Genomic DNA, 18,843 nt, shown 5'->3' on the forward strand with positions numbered 1-18,843 from the left:
AGTAATATAAATATGATAAGGTTTACGGTGTAAAAATGCATCATTTTGGAACAAGAAAACAATGTTTAACGGGATTCGTATTATCTTTAATGTTGACTGCCATTCCTTTTGGAATAGTAAAAAATGTTTTGTCAGTAGATAAAAATATGATTTTTTTAATAATTGTTCTATGTGCTCTTGCACAAATAATAGTTCAATTAGTTTTTTTTCTACACATGAATACGAAACTCGAAGATGGATGGAATGTTATGGCAATGATTTTTACTATTATCATCGTTGCTATTTGTTTTATTGGTTCAATCTGGGTAATGTATCATCTTAATAGTAACATGATGCCAATGGGTGATGATATGCGTAGTATTCACCAACAAAGAAATGGGTAATCTTTGTAATGTTATGCCTATTCCCTATTGTGTTAAGAATGTTTTTTTAATTGGTGACTCGCTTCATGATTACCGAATCAAGCGTATTTCTATATCTCTTCAAAAGGGAATATACATGCAATAATATTTTTTGATTGAATTTCACTTTTGTTAAATGGTTATGTTTTTCCCAAATTGGACATTTTTTAGTTGTTACGTTAATTTTTATGTGGTAATTGGGGATATCCTCTCTTTTTTTTGTAGATAGTGTAATCATAAGCATAAGAGGGAATTTTTTGCTTTTATATAGCTTAAAATCTATCAATTGTTGTTAATATAGGATTTTCTATAATAATATGCCTAAAGAAGAAACTCTTGAATTTTCCGGTATTGTATCTGAATTATTGCCAAATGCTAACTTCCGAGTAAAGTTGATTGTAAATGATGGTGAGTATTCTGCTGATAACAAGTCGTCCTCTCAAGTAGGATCTGAGTTGTCAAAATCAGATTCTGAGCTTATAGCTGATTCGATATCTTGTCTTGAGAATTCGGCTGTTATTGCCTATACTGCGGGCCGTATGCGTAAGCATAGGATTCGTATTTCAATTGGAGATAGGGTAAAATTAGAGATGAATCCATACGATATGACACGAGCTCGTATTACATATCGTTTTAAAGATTGAGGATAATTTGTTTTTCCTACTAGGTCTCCTTTTTAAATTTTTGTGCGGAGTATTAGGTATTTCAAATAAAAGGCGCTGTCATGAGAAGGTAATCGGTCTTTTTAATGGATTATAGTTGCGATTATAGGTAAAAAGGTGATAACCCTTGCAAACATTAGATTTTGGACCATTAAAGTCTATTTGTCCTGAGTGTAAAAAGAAATCTATGGATGATTTTTATCCTTTTTGCTCTATGAAGTGTCGTTCAATTGACCTTTCACGTTGGCTTTCTGACGGATATATAATTATGGGAAGAGAAGAAGAAGAATCTGAGGAAAATATAAAGGATATTTCATAGTTATGTGTTATAAAATATTTTCTCGTTGTAATGGTGTTGTTAGGCTAGTATAATTTAGATTGACATATAAAAGTTTAGAAGATTAATTTTTACTTTAATGCCCAGATAGCTCAGTTTGGTAGAGCAATGGACTGAAAATCCATGTGTCGCTGGTTCAAATCCTGCTCTGGGCACCATTAATAAAAATTTATTTAATTATATTTTTTAAAATATAAATATTATAATGGAAAGGTTATTGTTGGTTGATTGATAGTCCATAGATATATTGAAAACCTATATGCCTTTAAGAGACGGAATTTCATTGATATTTCCAAAAAAAATCAATAATAACACGATAAATATCTTAAAAAAGATAAAAACAGTCAACCTCGTAATAATACAAGATTACTTTAGAGAATAGAATATCCTAAGAATTACTTTTTTTTCAACAAAATATTTTAGATAATTAAAATTATTTTACTGCTTTTCTAGTTTTATAAAAACATCATCACATTTGCGAAAAGCATAAATACACATGTAGACAAGATACTTTTTTATCCCTTTTCAAAAGATAGTTTTTATGATTCCTGTTTAAGTGATTCGTTTTTTTAATATTTGCATATTTTATGATTCACAGCGTTGAAGTAATGATGTTTAAGATATTGCACGGTGGATACTTTCAAAAAACATTGCTGAATTTGTAGAAAATTTATTAAAAAATATGTAATACAATCAGATAGATGTTTCTGCGTTCTATCGATAAAGCGATTCTATTTGAGATCCGGTGCAAGTTTGTTGTGTAGATATGCGGTATGATATTGTTTCTTCGAAGCAATTCTTTGGGAAGTAGTTTTGAAAAATAATTTTTTGATTTTGATGCTGTTTATTTCACTAATGGTATCTCCATCTTTTGCAGTGGAGACGGTTCAGATTTCTTCTGAAGATAATGTTTTAGATTTGACTTATGTAACGGAAATTTATGCCTCTCAGGGAGAGGACATTCAGGTATCTACGGCAGCAGATATAGACGGTATAAGTAAACGCATTGAAGTTAGTTCCTCGAGTATTCACCATCGTGGGGATTGGGCTGTCTTTGCATTGGCAAACACATCTGATAGTCAGCTTGAGCGTTTAATTGTTGTTCCCCATTATCGTCTTGTAGGATCACATTTTTTTTTGCCAGATCTTGGATCTCGGAGAATTATTTCCATTACGCCTTCAGAAGGATTTTCGTTAGATCGTGTGCCTAATGCTGATTCAGATGTATTTCGCATCACTATTAATCCTAGGTCTATTGTTACTTTTATTATGGAGATAAGTTCTCCAAATTTGCCTAAAATCTATCTTTGGAAACCAAATGCTTATAAAGATACAGTCAATTCTTTTACATTATATCAAGGGATAATAATCGGTATTGCGGGTCTCTTAGCAGTTTTATTGACTACGTTTTATATGGTTAATAAAAGTTTTATTCTCATTCCTACCTTTGCAATGGCATGGATTGTTTTTGGATATATTTGTATTGATTTTGGTTTTCTTTCTAAACTTATCCACTCGCCATCAGGAGATCTGATAATTTGGCGAGCTTGTTCTGAAATAGCATTATCTTTTGTTTTTCTTGTTTTCCTTTTTATGTATCTTCAGATGAATAGATGGTACGCTAAAGAACGATACATTACGTTTTATGGTATTGTATGTTTAGCAATATTGTTACTTATGTCTTTCTATTATCCAAGGATAACGGCAGGTATTGCGCGCGTTTCTTTTGCAGCTATTTTTTTATATTACACATACTATATTGTGTGTTTTGGAATTAGAGGATATGAGCGCGCTATTTCATTGATTCCAGTATGGATTCTCATGGTTATATGGTCCATTGGATCATGGATGGCTATAACCAAGAGATTAGATAATGATGTTATACAGCCCGCTCTTGTCGGAGGATTAGTATTGATTGTGATACTAATAGGTTTTGCTGTTATTCAGCATGTCCTGATAAGAAAAAAAAAATCTCTAGGTATTTTTTCAGATGTAGAACATCAGTCTTTGGCGGTATTAGGATCAGGTGATATTGTATGGGATTGGAATGTAATATGCGATAAGGTGACAACTACACCAGATATTGCTGCCATATTGGGCCTATCTTCTGGTTCCATGCATGGGGCGGTACGTAATTGGTTGCCGCATGTACATGTAGACGATAGAGATAATTTTCGAATGGTATTGGATAGCTTTGTGGAGTATCGACAAGGAAGATTGCAGTATGAATTTAGAGTGCGTGCAGCAGATAATCAATTCCATTGGATGATTCTTCGTATTCGTCCTATATTAAATTCTGATGGTGATATTTTACGTTGTGTTGGAATTATAACTGATATAACTGAACAAAAAAAATCGATAGAAGGAATTCTATATAATGCCTTTCAGGATAATATGACTGGTATACCGAATAGACTGTCTTTTCTAAATTGTCTCACAACAATTCTTAATTTATCGGTAGAGGATGATAGATTACGTCCTACTATTATGGTCGTCGATATTGATAATTATAAGCACATTAATGACGTATTAGGTATGGCAATTGGCGATGATATTCTTGTTTCTTTAGCTAGGAGAATGCGTGAATTACTAAAATCGTCGGATATACTTGCACGTCTTTCTGGAAATCGATTTGGTATTATTCTTATATCTGAAAAGAATGCTATAAAAATAGCGGATTTTGCCAAGGCCTTAAGCACAGCCATATCTAAGCCGATTCATATCCTCAATCGCGAAATTATTGTTACGGCATCAATTGGGTTTAAAAGTTGGACAAGCCCTAAAATTACCTCAGGTGAAATGCTAAAAGAAGCTGAATTGGCTATGTATCATGCAAAGCATAGAGGGGGAAATCATATAGAGTCATTTCGAGAATCTTTTAAATCTTTTCATACGGATAAATTGACAATGAAAGAGGATTTATGTTTTGCAATAGAAAATTCTGAGCTGTATCTTGTTTATGTCCCTATAGTACGCCTAATAGATGAGGAAATTGTGGGGCTTGAAGCGCTTGTACAATGGGATCATCCTAAATTAGGTAATATTCCTTCTTCTGAATTTAGATTGATTGCTGAAGAGCTATGTATGATCAAAGCGATAAATTTGTTTATGTTAGAACGTATTTCAACGGATATTATAAATTGGTGTGACCAAGCAACGATGCCACCAATTTTTATATTGATTAACATTGGTAGTAAAGATCTTTTGGATAATGAGTTATGTGAAGATATCCAAGCTTTGATTTCCAAGACACAGTGTTCTCCTAGTAGTATTAAGCTATCATTTTCTGAGTCTATTGTGATGGATAATCCTGAAAAGAGTCGCCTGTTATTTGCTAAGCTACAAAAAATAGGGATTGGTTTAACTCTGGATGATTTTGGAACGAAATGTTCATTATTATCGTATCTCAGCTATATTCCATTTGATACTATAAAAATTAATGGGTCTTTAATGACTGGTTCTACAGCAAAGCGGATTGCTATGTTACGTTCGCTTATGTCAATGGCAAAAAACTTAGATACTAAAATAATCGCAAAAGACATTTATGGAGAGATAGATATAAAAGAGCTTACTAAGATGGGATGTGATTATATCCAAGGTGATCGCATTACTACGCCTTTAAGATTTAATCCTATATTGAAATTGCTGAAAGAGAGACTCCCTCTAGTCAAAAACATGTAAGTCCATGATCAAAATATTTTCCGTATTTTAAAATGATGTGTTTTGCCTTTTTAATTTTTATCATCGAAGGGTTTCAGGCTTTGTATCGTATTATCACGATTTAATTTTATTTGTTCTATTCTATTCTCTGCGGAACAAAGTAGGGATTCACAATGTAATTTTAGAGCTTCACCGCGTTCATAAATAGAGATGGACTCATCTAATGTTACATCGCCGCGTTCAAGTTTTACGATGATGTTTTCAAGTTCGGATACCGCTTCTTCGAAAGGCATCTTGGAAAGATTGTCTTTATTTATTGCATCACTCATAATTAGTTACTCCATGATTTTATTATTTTCCATAATGGATTTTAATATATTTGCTTATTTAAAGATACGCAAAAAATGTATTTGTACTTTTATAAATCACTTGAGTTGAAATCTCAAAATATTTAGAGAGGAATAATAATCAATGATTAAAAAGCATTAGGGAGATGTCGTGGTAATCGCCACGGGGCTACTGCAATGATGTCATATTGATATGAAAGCAATTGATAATTAGTCTGTTGTGCTATCCAAATTTTACTAGCTGCACGGATACGTTTGCAGTTTTTATTTGAGACAGCAAAAATAGCATTTTGAAAATTTTTTCTTGCTTTGACTTCTACAAAAATAACAAAATTATTACGACGTGCAATGATGTCAATTTCTCCACAGCGATTGCGATAACGTAAAGCTATAATTTTCCATCCTTTTATCATTAAAAATATAGCAGAGAGCACTTCAGCAAAAAAACCATATCTTAATGCTTGGCGACGCTTGTGTGACATTTGTAATTTTCTTACTAAAATATAATTCTCGAATGTATAAACAATCAAATTAATACTTGAATTTTTATGACCAAGTAAAATTAATAGTTTATGATCATCTGTATCTCATACGAGCAGTATGAACAAGATAGCATTTTTCTAAATTATAGATACTTATAATCTCAAGAAAATTTTGACAAATTATTGCTCGAAAGTAACAATTGTATCCCGAAAGTAACAATTGTATTACGTGAATACTAGAGCACAAGCATCAAAGAAGATAGTGATTATCGATGTATGATCTTGGGTCATTTCACACGCAAGCTTTGTATAATTCTTTGCGTACTAAAGAACGTAATGTATCGATAGAATGTAATTGTTTATGTTGTTCGAAATACCAAAATTTCCAACCGTTACAAGCTTCTAAACCACTTACTTTAGCGCCAACACGATGAATTGAGCCTGCTTCAATTCCAGAGGCTACAGTCCCATCAGCACGTACAATCGCATTGATATTACGTTGAGCATTGGTCAGAATTTGTCCCGGTTTCAGTAATCCTCTTTCTATAAGAAGATGAAAAGCAACACGTGGTTCATCTTTCTTTCCTTTTAGTACAGTCAATTCAACATCTTCTAAAGGTTGAACAGATGCGATGCGTTTGGTCGCAATATCAATATAATCCTGTTCCATTTCGATGCCTATAAAGGATCTTTTAAGTTTTTTTGCAACAGCGCCTGTTGTTCCAGATCCAAAAAAAGGATCTAAGATCAGATCGCCGGTTTTTGTAGAAGAGAGGATGATACGTGATAAGAGAAATTCAGGTTTTTGGGTATTGTGCAATTTTTCGCCATCTTTATTGCGCAAACGTTCTGATCCAGAACAAATGGGGAAAAGCCAGTCAGAACGCATTTGAACATCTTCATTGGCCGCTTTTAAAGCGTCGTAATTAAATGTGTAACCCTTTGATTTTGGAGAAGGTGATGCCCAAATAAGAGTTTCATGTGCATTTTGGAAACGACGACCTCTAAAATTGGGCATCGGATTAGATTTTCTCCATATAATATCATTCAATATCCAGAAATTGAGATTCTGTAACATTGATCCAATACGGAAAATATTATGGTATGACCCTATAACCCACAATGTTCCATTAGTTTTTAAAACACGCCGACAAGCTAAAAGCCATGCTCGTGTAAAAGCATCATAAGCTTCAAAAGAAGAAAATTTATCCCAAGAATCAGTTACAGCATTAACGATAGAATTATCAGGTCGATGTAATGTTTGATTTAGCTGGAGATTATAAGGAGGATCTGCGAAAATAAGATCAATGGATTTAGCGGGTAATTTTTCCAATACCGATATACTATTTCCTTTGAGTATTTTATCTTTCCAATAACAAATGGGATTTGTATTTTCATCTGTAGTAAGATATTTCTTCTTGTTCATGCAAAGAATACTTTTAATTTGGGGGTTAATGCTTTTTAATCTTGCCTAACATGGTTACTGAAGTTAGTTGATAAAGTATTAAATTAATTTATTTTTAGTAAATTTTATGTGATCAGAGTTTAATATTCTTTTAATTTATCGGTGGAATATCGTTAAAATATTGGAGTTAGTACGATATCTTGAGTGAGATTTACTTGTTTGTTTAATTGATTTATGAGCAGGCAATTTACTTGTACAGTTAAATGAAATATTAATAATTATATCGAAATACTTTTTTAATATCAGTATTGCATAACGATATATTGAGGATGAATGAGTTGCGCTTTGTTATACGTTAACGGAAGACTGTTTGCATCGTTGTAGAAGTTCGTTACTTTTTGGAAAAATATAGTGTTTGGTATTTTATGAAGTATATCTCCACCCGTAATGTTGATTTGAATCTTGGTTTCTGCGATGCAATTCTTTCTGGATTATCAGAGGATGGAGGATTATACGTTCCCAAAGAGATTCCTCATTTTTCAGAAAAATATATCAAGGACTTACGAGGCTGTAGTTACCAAGAAATTGCGTTTTTTATTTTTCGTCGTTTTATTGGGGAAGAAATTAGTTCTAGTAAACTACAGGAAATAGTGCACAGAGCATACAGTTGTTTCCGAAATTCAGCAGTTACACCGTTGGTCAAATTAAATGCAAACGAGTTCTTGTTGGAGTTATTCCATGGACCGACATTATCATTCAAAGATATAGCAATGCAATTACTCGCAGAATTGCTAGAGCATATTTTAGAAGAAAGAGATAGACATATAACAATAGTAGGTGCAACTTCTGGAGATACAGGGGCTGCCGCTATCAAAGCTTTTGCGGGTAAAAAAAGAATTAGTATGTACATTCTTTTCCCAAAAGGAAAAATTTCTCTCGTTCAGCAGAGGCAGATGACGACGTCAAAAGCATCTAATATTAACGTTATAGCTATCGAAGGTAGTTTTGATGATTGTCAAAAAATAGTTAAAAGTTTATTTGCGGATGTTTTTTTCCGTGATTCAGTAAATTTATCAGGAATTAACTCCATAAATTGGGCGCGTATTATGGCGCAAATTGTGTATTATTTTTCTTCGGCAGTTTCGCTAGGGAGTCCAGATCGTAAAATTTCTTTTAGTGTTCCAACCGGTAATTTCGGGGATATTTTTGCAGGATATATGGCAAAAATAATGGGACTTCCGATTGAAAGGTTAATTATAGCGACCAATGAAAATGATACACTTGTGCGTATGTTGGATACAGGTATATACAAACCAGAAAAAGTAAAGGAAACCACATCGCCTGCGATGGATATACAAATATCTTCTAATTTTGAAAGACTATTGTTCGAAATTAGTAAGAGGAATTCCCTGCTTGTCAAAGAGGCCTTTGATTCCCTTGAAAGCAAAAAGTACTTTCAAATTGATCCAGAAAATTTACGAGAAATATCCCGTGTTTTCTATGCTAAAAAATCTTCGATGAAAGATGTCGATTCTGTTATTAACTCTGTTTTAAAGCAGTTTAACTATCTTGTTGATCCTCATACCGCTGTTGGTATTCATGCTGCATTTGCATGTAGGAAGACTATTTCAACACCAATAGTAACACTTGCTACAGCGCATCCTTCAAAATTTCCAGATTTTGTTAAAAAGGCTTCGGGTATAGTTCCAGATTGTCCTATATCTATGGAACATATTATGGAAAGAACTGAAAGTTTTATCGTAATGAACAAGGATATAGGTAAAATTAAAGAGTTTATTAAAAAAAAAGCGGAGATTGAAATTGAACCTTAGAATTAGCAAAACTTCTTCCGGAATTACCGTTATAACCGAGGTAATTCCATATGTTAAAAGTGCGTTTGTAGGAATAAATATAAGCTCTGGTTCTCGCCATGAAAGAAAAGAAGAGCATGGGATGGCTCATTTCCTAGAGCATATGTTGTTCAGAGGAACGACTAAACGTACATCAAAAGAAATTGTAGAAGAGATTGAAAATGTGGGAGGAGATATCAATGCGTATACGTCGGTTGAACATACTTCTTATCATGCCCGGGTTTTAGAAGAGGATGTTCCTTTAGCGCTTGATATTATCGGAGATATGATAAGTAATTCTGTCTTTAATCCTTCTGACATAGCTCGTGAGAAAAATATTGTTTTAGAAGAAATTGGCATGTCTGAAGATAATCCGTGGAGTTTCCTTTATGATCGTTTTTTAGAAGTTTCTTGGAAAGACCAAATTATAGGAAGGTCAATTTTAGGGAAACCAGACACTGTTTCATCTTTCACATCAGAGCATATAGTTTCCTATATATCTCGTAATTATACAGCAGATCGCATGTACATAGTATGTGTTGGAGCGGTTGACCATGAATCTTGTGTGTCTCAAGTAGAGAAGTGTTTTAATGTATTACCGATGGACAAAACAAGAGAAAAATTGAAGAAAGCAGTATATACTGGTGGAGAATATATTCAACACAGAGATCTTGCAGAAGAACATATGGTTTTAGGATTCAATGGATGTGCATATCAATCTTCTGATTTTTACACAACGAAGATATTAGCGTCAATTCTTGGAGGTGGAATGTCTTCAAGGCTTTTTCAAGAAGTTAGAGAAAAACGTGGGTTGTGCTATTCGATATCAGCACATCATAACAATTTTTCTGATAATGGCGTTTTTTGTATTACTACAGCTACATCAAAAGAAAACGTTATGGAGTTAACATCTGCCATTGTTGAAGTATTACAGTCTTTACTAAAAAATATAGAACAAAAAGAAATAACTAATACATGCGCTAAAATACGTGCACAGTTAATAATGAATCAAGAAGATTCCGATTTTCGCGCGTCAGAAATTTCCAAACAGACGATGTTCCGTGGTAACGTTCTGTGCAACGAAGAAATAATGGACACAATATTAGCTATTACTTGCTCAGATATTATTAGGGTAGCAAAACGAATATTTAGTAGTATGCCGACGCTTGCAATTTTAGGATCGCCCATGGATCGTTCCCCGACTACTGCTGAATTAATGCATATATTTAAAAATATATAGCTTTAGCAGTTCTCTATAGGAATGAAGAAAATGAATAATCATGCTATAAATTGATTGTTAAAAAGATAGCTTAATATCCAAAGCTCTAGCTTTAAAAAACAAATGTAGATCTAATTAAAGCAGGAGATAACAACAAAGAAGAAACAAGCAATGCTATTGCTAACATTATAGAGGCATACCATCCTCTAGGAGTTATGCGTTTGATAAAATTCCATCTTTGTGTAGTGGATTTTTCGGTGTAAGTTGTTTTTTTAAGCATATCATTTCGCATAATTGATGCTGACGCCGCACGCCTTGCGGCAGAGATGTAATCAGGAATTTTATTGTCATCTTCTAATATTCCATGTTGTATCAAAGATACTCTTTCCAAGATCTGTTGTATATCATTAGTAATATTTAATTCTTTTTCTTTATCACACCCTGGATCGTTCTGTTCAGAGATGCCATGTAGTCCATTCTGCGTGCTATCTAAAGAATTATTTAAAGAAAAAGTTGGAGATTGCGTATCTTGTATAAATGATTGAGTTGAAAGTTTATCTGATTGTATTCCATTTTGGTTTGTTCCCGAAATTTTATCAAATTTCTTTACATGAAATGGATCTTGAAAGGATGCGGTAGATTCCTCTGGCCCATGATAGTCTGGAGATAGAGAAGAAGATATAGATGGATTCTGTGCTTCTATAGGATTTTCCAATTTTTGGAAAATTTTCACAAGCATGTCATAGAGTGTAGTAAAATTCTTGATTGTCTGTTCTGCATATACCTTTTGGATCTCTTTACAGTATTCCTGCATATTATTTTTTATAATTTGTTCTATATTTTGATTGCGATCGATAGAATTTAACATTGATCGAGCTGTTTTATAGGCAGTTTTAACTATATAGTCTTCTAGGCGGAAAACATGTTGATCAAATTCTTGAGATGTTTTCTGATCTTTTGAATTATTTGCTATAAGATCTTTGATATGAGAAATCTGACCCTCTAAATTACGTATAATAGTCTGGGATTCAGGGGTGTTTTGCTTTTTTTCTAGTTTTAGTATGATATTTTTAACATGAGCTTCCAAATTTTTGAGACGTTGATCTAATATTTCAACAGATTCTAATTTTTGTTTAGTAGGTTTTTTCTGATCTAAAACGTCTTTATGTATATTTTGAACTTTTGAACCAATATTATCTAAGCGATCTTCAAACTTTCTAACAAATTTTTTGGTATAATATTCTGTATATTTACCATTGTTTTCAACGGAGTTTTTAATTTCAGAAAGCTTTGTATCAAGCGACAATACTTCTTTCGTGGATATTTTTTCATTTAAGAGCTTCAGCAATGATAAAAGGTTGTGGGTATTATTCACGATAGACAACAGTTTTTGATCAACTGTAGGATTCGTGGATTCACTATTTTTTTTATCAAAAGTGCTTTGTATAACGTTCATTTGACATGAGAGAGTATTGATTTTTTCATGTAGATTTTGCAAATCCAACTTTTTAAAGTATTGGAGAGCATCTTCCCAGTTGTTTTTTACATTTTTTAGGGAATAATCTTTTGCAATATTTTCCATATTGGACAGTAATTTTTCAAGATGAAAATGAGATCTTTTCATTCCAGACGTAGACATAATTCGGCATAATTCAGCTATACTCTTTGATAGTTTAGCCATGTCAGAATAAAAAACATCTAAATCATTATCTTGGCTTATGACACCACTAGGGGGATGTGATTTTGAGGTGCTTTGCGGCACAAGAATGTCTTGTGTTTTTTTGTTTTTAATTTTTTGTGGGACATCATCATGTTTGGAAACATGTTGCTCCAAAAAATCAAATAATTTCTTACTATCATCATTTTCAGTATCACTAGTAGCGTTTTTTTGAGAAGAGCAATCTAAATTTAGATCACTTACTTCTGTATTACTTCCAGAATTCTCTTTTAGTGAAGACCATAAAAGATAAATTTTATCGCGTTTTTCTTTACTTAAAGATCTGTGTTTTTCTTCATTTAAAGTTTTTTTAATCCAATTTTTAACAAGTTGAACATCTGTCAGATTTGAGGTGTTCTCTAATCCTAATTTTTTAGATACCGTATCATTGAAATGTATTTTTTTGGATTGGAATACGCTCATCGTATTTTGTTTACTCTTAAATAATATTCGATGATAGTTATAACACGACTAATATACATTGTTGATCATCTCTCAGTCATAGTTAAAAAGTAGTTAATTTATGAAATATTTTTTTTAAATGATTATTTTTTCAAAGGGAATATTCATATTATTTTTATGTTAGTTTATCATTCATCTCGATGATATAAAGGCAACATCTTTTGTTAATTTGCAGTAGTATTAACTACACTAGCTTAAGATTGATTGTAACTTAAAAAGAAAGTATATTTCAATAATTTTAAGGAGTTATCGTTACTAAATGGGGATAATCTTTGATATTACTTAATTAACACTAAAGATTGTGAATAATAATTGTTATACAATAGCAAAAGTTATGTTTCAGGTTGTCGGTCTTTAGGGGGCTATATTTAACAATACCCAACGTTTATCTAATCTAGCGGGCATCTTATGCGTTCTATATGCTTGTAGGCATGGCAATGATATTATATCCGCAATCTACGTAATGAATTTCTCCTGTGACGCCATTAGATAGATGAGAGAGTAAATAAAGGGCAGAGTTGCCTATATCATCAAGTGATACTGAATTTTTAAGAGGGGAGTGCTCTTGACTCCAAGAAGCGATATCACGTCCATTGGAGATGCTGGCACCTGCCAAAGTGCGTACTGGTCCAGCAGAAATAGCATTAACTCGTATTTTCATAGATCCATAATCACATGCTAAATATTTAACGGAAGACTCAAGGGCAGCTTTAGCAACTCCCATGACATTGTAATTAGGAACTACCCTCGTAGATCCTCCATAAGTAAGCGTCACTAGGGATCCTCCGGAAGGCATTAATTTTGCTGCACGTTTTGCAATTTCAGTAAAAGAAAAGCAAGATATCAACATAGTCCGGACAAAATTATCACGGCTAGTATTGGAATAAGGTCCTTTCAGCTCACTCTTATCAGAAAAACCTATAGAGTGTACGACGAAATCTAATGATCCCCAGCGTTCTTCAATTTGTTTAAATAGCAAATCTACGGATGATGTATCTTCTACATTACAAGGAATAGTAAAGTCAGAATCTAACATTAGCGCAAGAGGTGCTAGTCTTTTCCCTATAGGAGCTCCTTGATAAGAAAAAGCAAGCTGTGCTCCTGCAGAATGCAGCACTTTGGCTATTCCCCATGCTATGGAATGATTGTTTGCAATTCCCATGATTAAACCACGTTTCCCTTTGAGAATTTCATTCATTCGGAGCTATCCTTTATATCGTTGAAAGACGAGGGTTGCATTTGTTCCGCCAAATCCAAAAGAATTAGATAAAACGGTATCAATCTTTGCATTATCAATGCGTTTTCGAACTATTGGGACACCTGCAAATTCAGGATCAATCTCTTCAATATTTTTACTTTCGCCAATGAACTTTTCTTGCATCATTATTAAGGAATATATTGCTTCTTGTGCTCCCGCTGCTCCCAACGAATGCCCAGTTAGAGACTTGGTTGATTGTATGTACGGAATATTATCTTTAAATACCTCTCTAATAGCTTCTATTTCTTTTGTATCTCCTATCAAAGTGGAAGTTCCATGAGTATTAATATAATCAACAGAGCCATTCACAGATTTTAAAGCTTGACGCATGCAACGCACAGCACCTTCTCCAGAAGGAGACACCATATCATAACCATCACACGTGCTACCATAGCCAGATAATTCAGCATAAATTTTTGCGCCACGAGCTTTGGCTCGTTCCATCTCTTCCATAACTATGATTGCTCCTCCGCCAGATATTACGAATCCATCACGTTTAGAGTCATATGGTCTGGAAGCAACGCAGGGATCATTATTGAAATTTGACGACATTGCGCCCATTGCATCAAAAAGGTTAGACATCGTCCAATCAAGGTCTTCTTGTCCCCCTGCGAACATTATATCCTGTTTCCCAGATTGGATTAATTCTGCAGCATTTCCGATACAATGTGCAGAAGTAGAGCAAGCTGAAGAGATTGAATAGCTGGTTCCACGGATCTTAAACCAAGTTGACAAAGCAGCAGATGCCGTAGATGACATTGCCTTAGGCACTGCAAACGGACCTATACGTCGAGTACTTTTATGTTCCTCGGTAATATAAGCAGAATCAACAATACATTTAGTAGAAGGGCCGCCTGATCCAGCGATTAATCCTGTTCGTTCATTGGTTATTTCGGAAGGTTGTAAGCCAGAATCAGAAATGGCCTGTTGCATAGCGATATGCCCCCACATTCCTCCCTGTGATAGAAAACGTATAGCTTTTCGATCAATTAATTCTTTGGCATCAAGACGAGGTTTCCCCCATACTTGGCAACGAAAACCAAATTTCGAAAAATCTTCTGAGAAAGTGATGCCAGATTTAGCTTCTCGCAGCGCGATAGCCACTTCAGAAACATTGTTTCCAATGGAAGATACAATCCCCATCCCTGTAACTGCTACCCGTTTCATAATAAAGACCTCTTCCTTATCATTTTCACTAAATTACGTCATCATTGACAGTAAGGCAAACGCGTAAATCTTCCGCTTTATAGATTTCTTTACCATCAACTTTTACCCATCCATCGGCAGATCCAAGAATAACTTGCCGTCGTATGAGTCTTTTGAAATCTACTCCGTATTCAATTAGTTTACAATCAGGTGTAACCATACCTCTAAATTTTATATTAGAAACGGATATAGCCCTTCCTTTGCCGAGTTCTCCTAACCATCCAAGAAAAAATCCTGTAAGCTGCCATAAAGCATCTAATCCAAGGCATCCGGGCATGACAGGATCATTTTTAAAATGGCATTTGAAGAACCATAAGTTTGGATCAACGTCCATTTCAGCGCGCACTAATCCTTGATTATAATTGCCTCCAGTTTCAGATATTTGTGTTATACGATTGAACATTAACATTGGAGGTGTAGGGAGTTGCGCATTTCCTTCTCCAAACATTTTTCCTTCGCCGCAGCTAAGGATTTCTTCGTAACTATAGCTAGATTTTCTATTTTCCATGATAAAACACTTACCTAAATTGCTCTTTCCCCTCAGGGGTTAGGGGGATCTAAATTTTGATCAACAAAGCGCGTATTGTTAAAATTTTTTATTCAATTAAGATTAGTATGTTGTACGTTATATCCTACTTTTTCCTAACAAGTTTGTATTTCTTCAATAAGCTAAAGCTTCGGCTAACTCAACAGAAAATATTTTTTCTCAGATCTGTTGTGTACAGTTACGGATATACGATCCGTCTTTGAATTGCAACGAGATGCAGTGGTTTTTTTGGTTGAGAAAGTATATGCTACGCATGCTGTCCTATAATTATAAGCATAAACCCAGTGTAAATTTACAAAGATGTCTTTTCAATTGAGTCGTATTTCGGGCTTTTAGGCATAAACTTATAGTTTTAGAATAAAGAAAAAATCCTATTTTTCAACTACATAACCTATTTTTCAACTACATAAAAGGGACATTGTGATTCAATTGAATGGTGGAGCTAAGCGGGATCGAACCGCTGACCTCTTGCATGCCATGCAAGCGCTCTTCCGACTGAGCTATAGCCCCTTTTGGCGCGCAGGCTATAAGATATAACTAGAACACCTCTGGGAAAAGACATATGAAAAAGCTTGTTCTTCGTTGCGCGCAATAAATTGAGAAATCTATAACGTCATAATCTGACGATTACGTTAAGCTGTCCTTAATGGTGTTAATTTGATTCTATATCTTCAGAGATGTCTATGGTATCAATGTCGACTATATCAGAATCGGAATCAGTATCGCTATCATTCGGCTCAAGAAAATCATCATCTTCTTCAAGATCGATTTCTTGTACATATTCCATATCAAGATCGCCATTGTCTTCTGTGTCGATTGTATTTGTATCTTCCTTAGATGAAGTATGTTTTACCTCTGTTTCTTCGTCAAGATTGCAAACCTCTTCTGCTACTACGGGAGTGGCAGGTGTTTCAAAATACGAGAGAGGCCAAGAATTGTTTGAATAAGGGGATACAATGACCTTTTTATTTAAATCATAAAACCGTTTTCCCGTATCGGGACAAGTTCTCTTGATTCCAAGCTCTGGTTTTGCCAAAATATAAGATCCTCAATGTTAATAGCTATTCCGAGTATAGAGTTATATTATAAATATTAAAAGAAAGCAAGAATTGCGTTTTTACAAAAATATCTTGTTACTTTTGGAATTGTAATTTAAGAGATGTTCTCATATTTCTTTCCTGAGATTGAGTCAAGTGGAACATTATGCCATTTTTTTGCAAAAAAAATCCGACGGAATCATCACAGTCTGTTGGTCTTCGAGGTATTATTGATATCCCAGGGGATAGATGTCTTTCGCATTTTTCGATGATATTAGGGGGTATCGCTTCAGGAAGAACTCAGATTAGAGGATTGCTTGAAAGTGATGATGTGCTCAATACAATGAGGATGATGAACTATTTAGGGGCGCATTTTACAAAAAAAAATAGTGAATGGATTGTGGATGGTGTTGGCAATGGATGTTTATTATCTCCCAAATATCCATTGAATTTCAAGAATTTCGACATGGGATATGAGCTCATGATGGGCCTTGTTGGTGTATATGACTTTGAAACTTTTTTTAAAGGAGGGAGAAAGGTTTCACAAGAGATAATCGAATATATTTTAACTCCTTTGCGTCAGATGGGGGTTCAAGTAATTCCTCACAGAGAAGGTTGCTTTTCAGTAGCTTTGCGCGGCCCAAGAACGCCCAATCCAATTTCGTATATATCTCCTTTGGCTTTACCACAAGTGAAATCAGCTGTTTTATTAGCAGGGCTTAATACTCCGGGTATAACCGAGGTTGTTGAGCCTGTGAAGACGCAGAATCATATGGAAATTCTCCTCAGGGAATTTGGGGTTGATTTAATGATCAACTCTAATACAAGCGAAGATTATTCAGTGAAAATAAAAGGAAGAGGAAGTATTTCAGGGTGTAATTTAAAAATACCGGGAGATCCTTCTTTGGCTTTATTTCCATTAGCCGCTGCTTTGTTGATTCCCGAATCTGATATAAAAATTTTAAATGTATTAATTAATCCATTGCGTATTGGATCAATTAATATCTTGCAAGAAATGGGGGCTGATATTAATTTTTCGAATCATCGCATTGAAAATGGTGAAAATGTTGCTGATATTCAAGTTCGCTTTTCCAACCTCAAAGGAATTACAATATCTGAGGATCGTGTGTCGTTTGCAATAGATGAATATCCTATTTTATTGGTGATTTCTGCTTTTGCTGAAGGGAAAACGATTATGAAGGGATTGGGGAAATTAATGAGATCAAAGCAATTTTCTTCGCTCCTTGAGTGCTTTAAAATTAACAATGTTCAATATGAAAAAGGCGAAGATTATTTAGTTGTTATGGGTATGCCTAAGGGAAAAGGGTTGGGATCTAGCGCGGGGCATGTGGTGCGATCTAATTTTGATTGTATAACTATGAGTTTTCTTATTATGGGACTTGCATCAGAACATTCGATTTTCGTTGATGATTGTAGTGATACGTCTGCCATTTTCCCAAATTTTATAAATTTAATGCAGGGACTGGGTGCTAGAATCGAATGGATAGATTAGAGCTAAGCAATAATGTGATTATTGCCGTTGATGGCACTGCTGCTGCAGGCAAAGGAGTGCTGTCTCGTTTTATTTCGCTTGAATATGGGTTTCATTATCTTGAAACTGGGTTAATTTATCGAGCTGTTGCGAAAAAAATTTTAGATGCTGGAATATCGTTGAATGATGCGGGGGCGGCAACAAAAATAGCGCAGAACATTGTTTTATCTGATTTGGATAAAAAACAACTTTCATCGCATGCTATTGCTAATGCGGCTTCGGACTTAGCTTCACTGGCATCTGTTCGTGATGCATTAATTAATTTTCAAAGGTCTTTTGCTCAGAAAAATCCGGGGGTAATTCTCGATGGAAGGGATATAGGGACTAATGTTTGTCCCAATGCTCAGGTAAAATTTTATGTAACAGCTTCTTTAGAAGTACGGGCACGGAGGCGTTATAATGAAATGATTTCCAATGGAGAAAAAATTAATTATACAAAGGTTCTTGAGGATTTACGAAAACGTGATAATCAAGATAAAAATCGGAATTATTGCCCGCTTATACGAGATAAAGACGCTTATTTTTTTGATACATCAGAGATGAATATAATTGCTATGTGTAAAGTTGCGAAAGGACTTATTGACACAAGGCTTTGCAACGGGTAAAAGTCGTTATCCTTTTTTTTCTTTTTTCTATTAGATGCTATTAATTTTTCTTGTGATCTGATATGAAGAATATTAAGAAAGATAGGTTGCAGTTTT

Annotated in this window: 16 protein-coding genes, 2 tRNA genes and 1 pseudogene; 10 read left to right on the top strand and 9 right to left on the bottom strand. The window is 34.3% G+C overall.

Annotated features, from left to right (window positions below):
- Window positions 1-35 precede the first annotated feature (35 nt).
- The 6 genes and pseudogenes from cyoD to G293_RS02765 all read left to right on the top strand — a co-directional run bounded on the left by cyoD (window position 36) and on the right by G293_RS02765 (window position 5,081).
- Entirely contained in the window at window positions 36-383 is a 348-nt protein-coding gene (gene cyoD / locus G293_RS02745; RefSeq protein ID WP_047264206.1) for a cytochrome o ubiquinol oxidase subunit IV, read from the top strand.
- A gap of 335 nt (window positions 384-718) precedes the next feature.
- A pseudogene (locus G293_RS05940) lies at window positions 719-796 on the top strand (translation initiation factor IF-1); the annotation flags it as partial.
- A 60-nt stretch (window positions 797-856) separates the two neighbouring features.
- Window positions 857-1,045 carry a S1 domain-containing protein gene (locus G293_RS05945; RefSeq protein WP_244464470.1) on the top strand — a complete coding sequence of 63 codons (189 nt, stop codon included), beginning with the start codon at window positions 857-859 and terminating at the stop codon, window positions 1,043-1,045.
- Window positions 1,046-1,190: 145 nt separating this feature from the next.
- Complete coding sequence (gene yacG / locus G293_RS02755) at window positions 1,191-1,382, top strand: DNA gyrase inhibitor YacG (protein WP_047264208.1); 192 nt, start codon at window positions 1,191-1,193, stop codon at window positions 1,380-1,382.
- Window positions 1,383-1,481: 99 nt separating this feature from the next.
- Window positions 1,482-1,558, top strand: a tRNA-Phe gene (locus tag G293_RS02760).
- Window positions 1,559-2,237: 679 nt separating this feature from the next.
- Complete coding sequence (locus G293_RS02765; RefSeq protein ID WP_047264695.1) at window positions 2,238-5,081, top strand: EAL domain-containing protein; 2,844 nt, start codon at window positions 2,238-2,240, stop codon at window positions 5,079-5,081.
- A gap of 50 nt (window positions 5,082-5,131) precedes the next feature.
- Here G293_RS02765 and G293_RS02770 read toward each other — a convergent pair whose 3' ends face one another.
- The 3 genes from G293_RS02770 to G293_RS02780 form a co-directional block, all read right to left on the bottom strand.
- On the bottom strand, window positions 5,132-5,389 hold the full coding sequence (locus G293_RS02770; RefSeq protein ID WP_047264209.1) for an exodeoxyribonuclease VII small subunit: 258 nt from the start codon (window positions 5,387-5,389) through the stop codon (window positions 5,132-5,134).
- 146 nt (window positions 5,390-5,535) lie between these two features.
- Window positions 5,536-5,889 carry a YraN family protein gene (locus G293_RS02775; RefSeq protein ID WP_047264210.1) on the bottom strand — a complete coding sequence of 118 codons (354 nt, stop codon included), beginning with the start codon at window positions 5,887-5,889 and terminating at the stop codon, window positions 5,536-5,538.
- Window positions 5,890-6,181: 292 nt separating this feature from the next.
- Window positions 6,182-7,315 (bottom strand): site-specific DNA-methyltransferase, encoded by a 1,134-nt coding sequence (locus G293_RS02780; RefSeq protein WP_047264211.1) that lies wholly within the window; start codon window positions 7,313-7,315, stop codon window positions 6,182-6,184.
- 404 nt (window positions 7,316-7,719) lie between these two features.
- On the opposite strand from G293_RS02780, the gene thrC reads away from it, so the two are divergent.
- The gene (thrC, locus tag G293_RS02785) at window positions 7,720-9,126 is read left to right on the top strand and encodes a threonine synthase (protein WP_047264212.1); all 1,407 of its coding nucleotides are present in this window, start codon (window positions 7,720-7,722) and stop codon (window positions 9,124-9,126) included.
- Window positions 9,116-10,384 carry a M16 family metallopeptidase gene (locus G293_RS02790; protein ID WP_047264696.1) on the top strand — a complete coding sequence of 423 codons (1,269 nt, stop codon included), beginning with the start codon at window positions 9,116-9,118 and terminating at the stop codon, window positions 10,382-10,384. The genes thrC and G293_RS02790 overlap by 11 nt, the downstream gene beginning before the upstream one ends.
- 91 nt (window positions 10,385-10,475) lie before the next feature.
- Here the strand turns inward: G293_RS02790 and G293_RS02795 are convergent, their stop codons facing one another.
- The 6 genes from G293_RS02795 to G293_RS02820 all read right to left on the bottom strand — a co-directional run bounded on the left by G293_RS02795 (window position 10,476) and on the right by G293_RS02820 (window position 16,589).
- Complete coding sequence (locus G293_RS02795) at window positions 10,476-12,503, bottom strand: hypothetical protein (RefSeq protein WP_047264213.1); 2,028 nt, start codon at window positions 12,501-12,503, stop codon at window positions 10,476-10,478.
- A gap of 454 nt (window positions 12,504-12,957) precedes the next feature.
- Entirely contained in the window at window positions 12,958-13,740 is a 783-nt protein-coding gene (fabI, locus tag G293_RS02800) for an enoyl-ACP reductase FabI (RefSeq protein WP_047264214.1), read from the bottom strand.
- Between the two features lie 6 nt (window positions 13,741-13,746).
- Entirely contained in the window at window positions 13,747-14,967 is a 1,221-nt protein-coding gene (gene fabB / locus G293_RS02805) for a beta-ketoacyl-ACP synthase I (RefSeq protein ID WP_047264215.1), read from the bottom strand.
- 28 nt (window positions 14,968-14,995) lie between these two features.
- A complete protein-coding gene (gene fabA / locus G293_RS02810) occupies window positions 14,996-15,514 on the bottom strand; it encodes a bifunctional 3-hydroxydecanoyl-ACP dehydratase/trans-2-decenoyl-ACP isomerase (RefSeq protein WP_047264216.1) in 519 nt (172 codons plus the stop codon).
- A 473-nt stretch (window positions 15,515-15,987) separates the two neighbouring features.
- Window positions 15,988-16,063, bottom strand: a tRNA-Ala gene (locus G293_RS02815).
- A gap of 142 nt (window positions 16,064-16,205) precedes the next feature.
- Window positions 16,206-16,589, bottom strand: a complete 384-nt coding sequence (locus G293_RS02820) for a TIGR02300 family protein (protein ID WP_047264217.1) — start codon at window positions 16,587-16,589, stop codon at window positions 16,206-16,208.
- A 167-nt stretch (window positions 16,590-16,756) separates the two neighbouring features.
- Between G293_RS02820 and G293_RS02825 the strand changes: the two genes are divergently transcribed.
- Both G293_RS02825 and cmk read left to right on the top strand, forming a co-directional pair.
- A complete protein-coding gene (locus G293_RS02825) occupies window positions 16,757-18,103 on the top strand; it encodes a 3-phosphoshikimate 1-carboxyvinyltransferase (RefSeq protein WP_047264218.1) in 1,347 nt (448 codons plus the stop codon).
- Window positions 18,091-18,747: a (d)CMP kinase gene (cmk, locus tag G293_RS02830; RefSeq protein ID WP_047264219.1), complete on the top strand. Its 657-nt coding sequence runs from the start codon at window positions 18,091-18,093 to the stop codon at window positions 18,745-18,747. Before G293_RS02825 ends, cmk begins: the two co-directional genes overlap by 13 nt.
- Window positions 18,748-18,843 lie beyond the last annotated feature (96 nt).

The sequence above is a fragment of the Candidatus Liberibacter africanus PTSAPSY genome (assembly GCF_001021085.1).
Taxonomy (GTDB): Bacteria; Pseudomonadota; Alphaproteobacteria; order Rhizobiales; family Rhizobiaceae; genus Liberibacter; species Liberibacter africanus.

Bases quoted from the DNA above. Each gene is read 5' to 3' on its own strand.
- cyoD (WP_047264206.1), top strand. From the start codon at position 36: ATGCATCATTTTGGAACAAGAAAACAATGTTTAACGGGATTCGTATTA.
- fabI (WP_047264214.1), bottom strand. From the start codon at position 13,740: ATGAATGAAATTCTCAAAGGGAAACGTGGTTTAATCATGGGAATTGCA.
- G293_RS02780 (WP_047264211.1), bottom strand. From the start codon at position 7,315: ATGAACAAGAAGAAATATCTTACTACAGATGAAAATACAAATCCCATT.
- fabA (WP_047264216.1), bottom strand. From the start codon at position 15,514: ATGGAAAATAGAAAATCTAGCTATAGTTACGAAGAAATCCTTAGCTGC.
- G293_RS02825 (WP_047264218.1), top strand. From the start codon at position 16,757: ATGCCATTTTTTTGCAAAAAAAATCCGACGGAATCATCACAGTCTGTT.
- G293_RS02775 (WP_047264210.1), bottom strand. From the start codon at position 5,889: ATGTCACACAAGCGTCGCCAAGCATTAAGATATGGTTTTTTTGCTGAA.
- cmk (WP_047264219.1), top strand. From the start codon at position 18,091: ATGGATAGATTAGAGCTAAGCAATAATGTGATTATTGCCGTTGATGGC.
- G293_RS02795 (WP_047264213.1), bottom strand. From the start codon at position 12,503: ATGAGCGTATTCCAATCCAAAAAAATACATTTCAATGATACGGTATCT.
- thrC (WP_047264212.1), top strand. From the start codon at position 7,720: ATGAAGTATATCTCCACCCGTAATGTTGATTTGAATCTTGGTTTCTGC.
- G293_RS02765 (WP_047264695.1), top strand. From the start codon at position 2,238: ATGCTGTTTATTTCACTAATGGTATCTCCATCTTTTGCAGTGGAGACG.
- G293_RS02770 (WP_047264209.1), bottom strand. From the start codon at position 5,389: ATGAGTGATGCAATAAATAAAGACAATCTTTCCAAGATGCCTTTCGAA.
- fabB (WP_047264215.1), bottom strand. From the start codon at position 14,967: ATGAAACGGGTAGCAGTTACAGGGATGGGGATTGTATCTTCCATTGGA.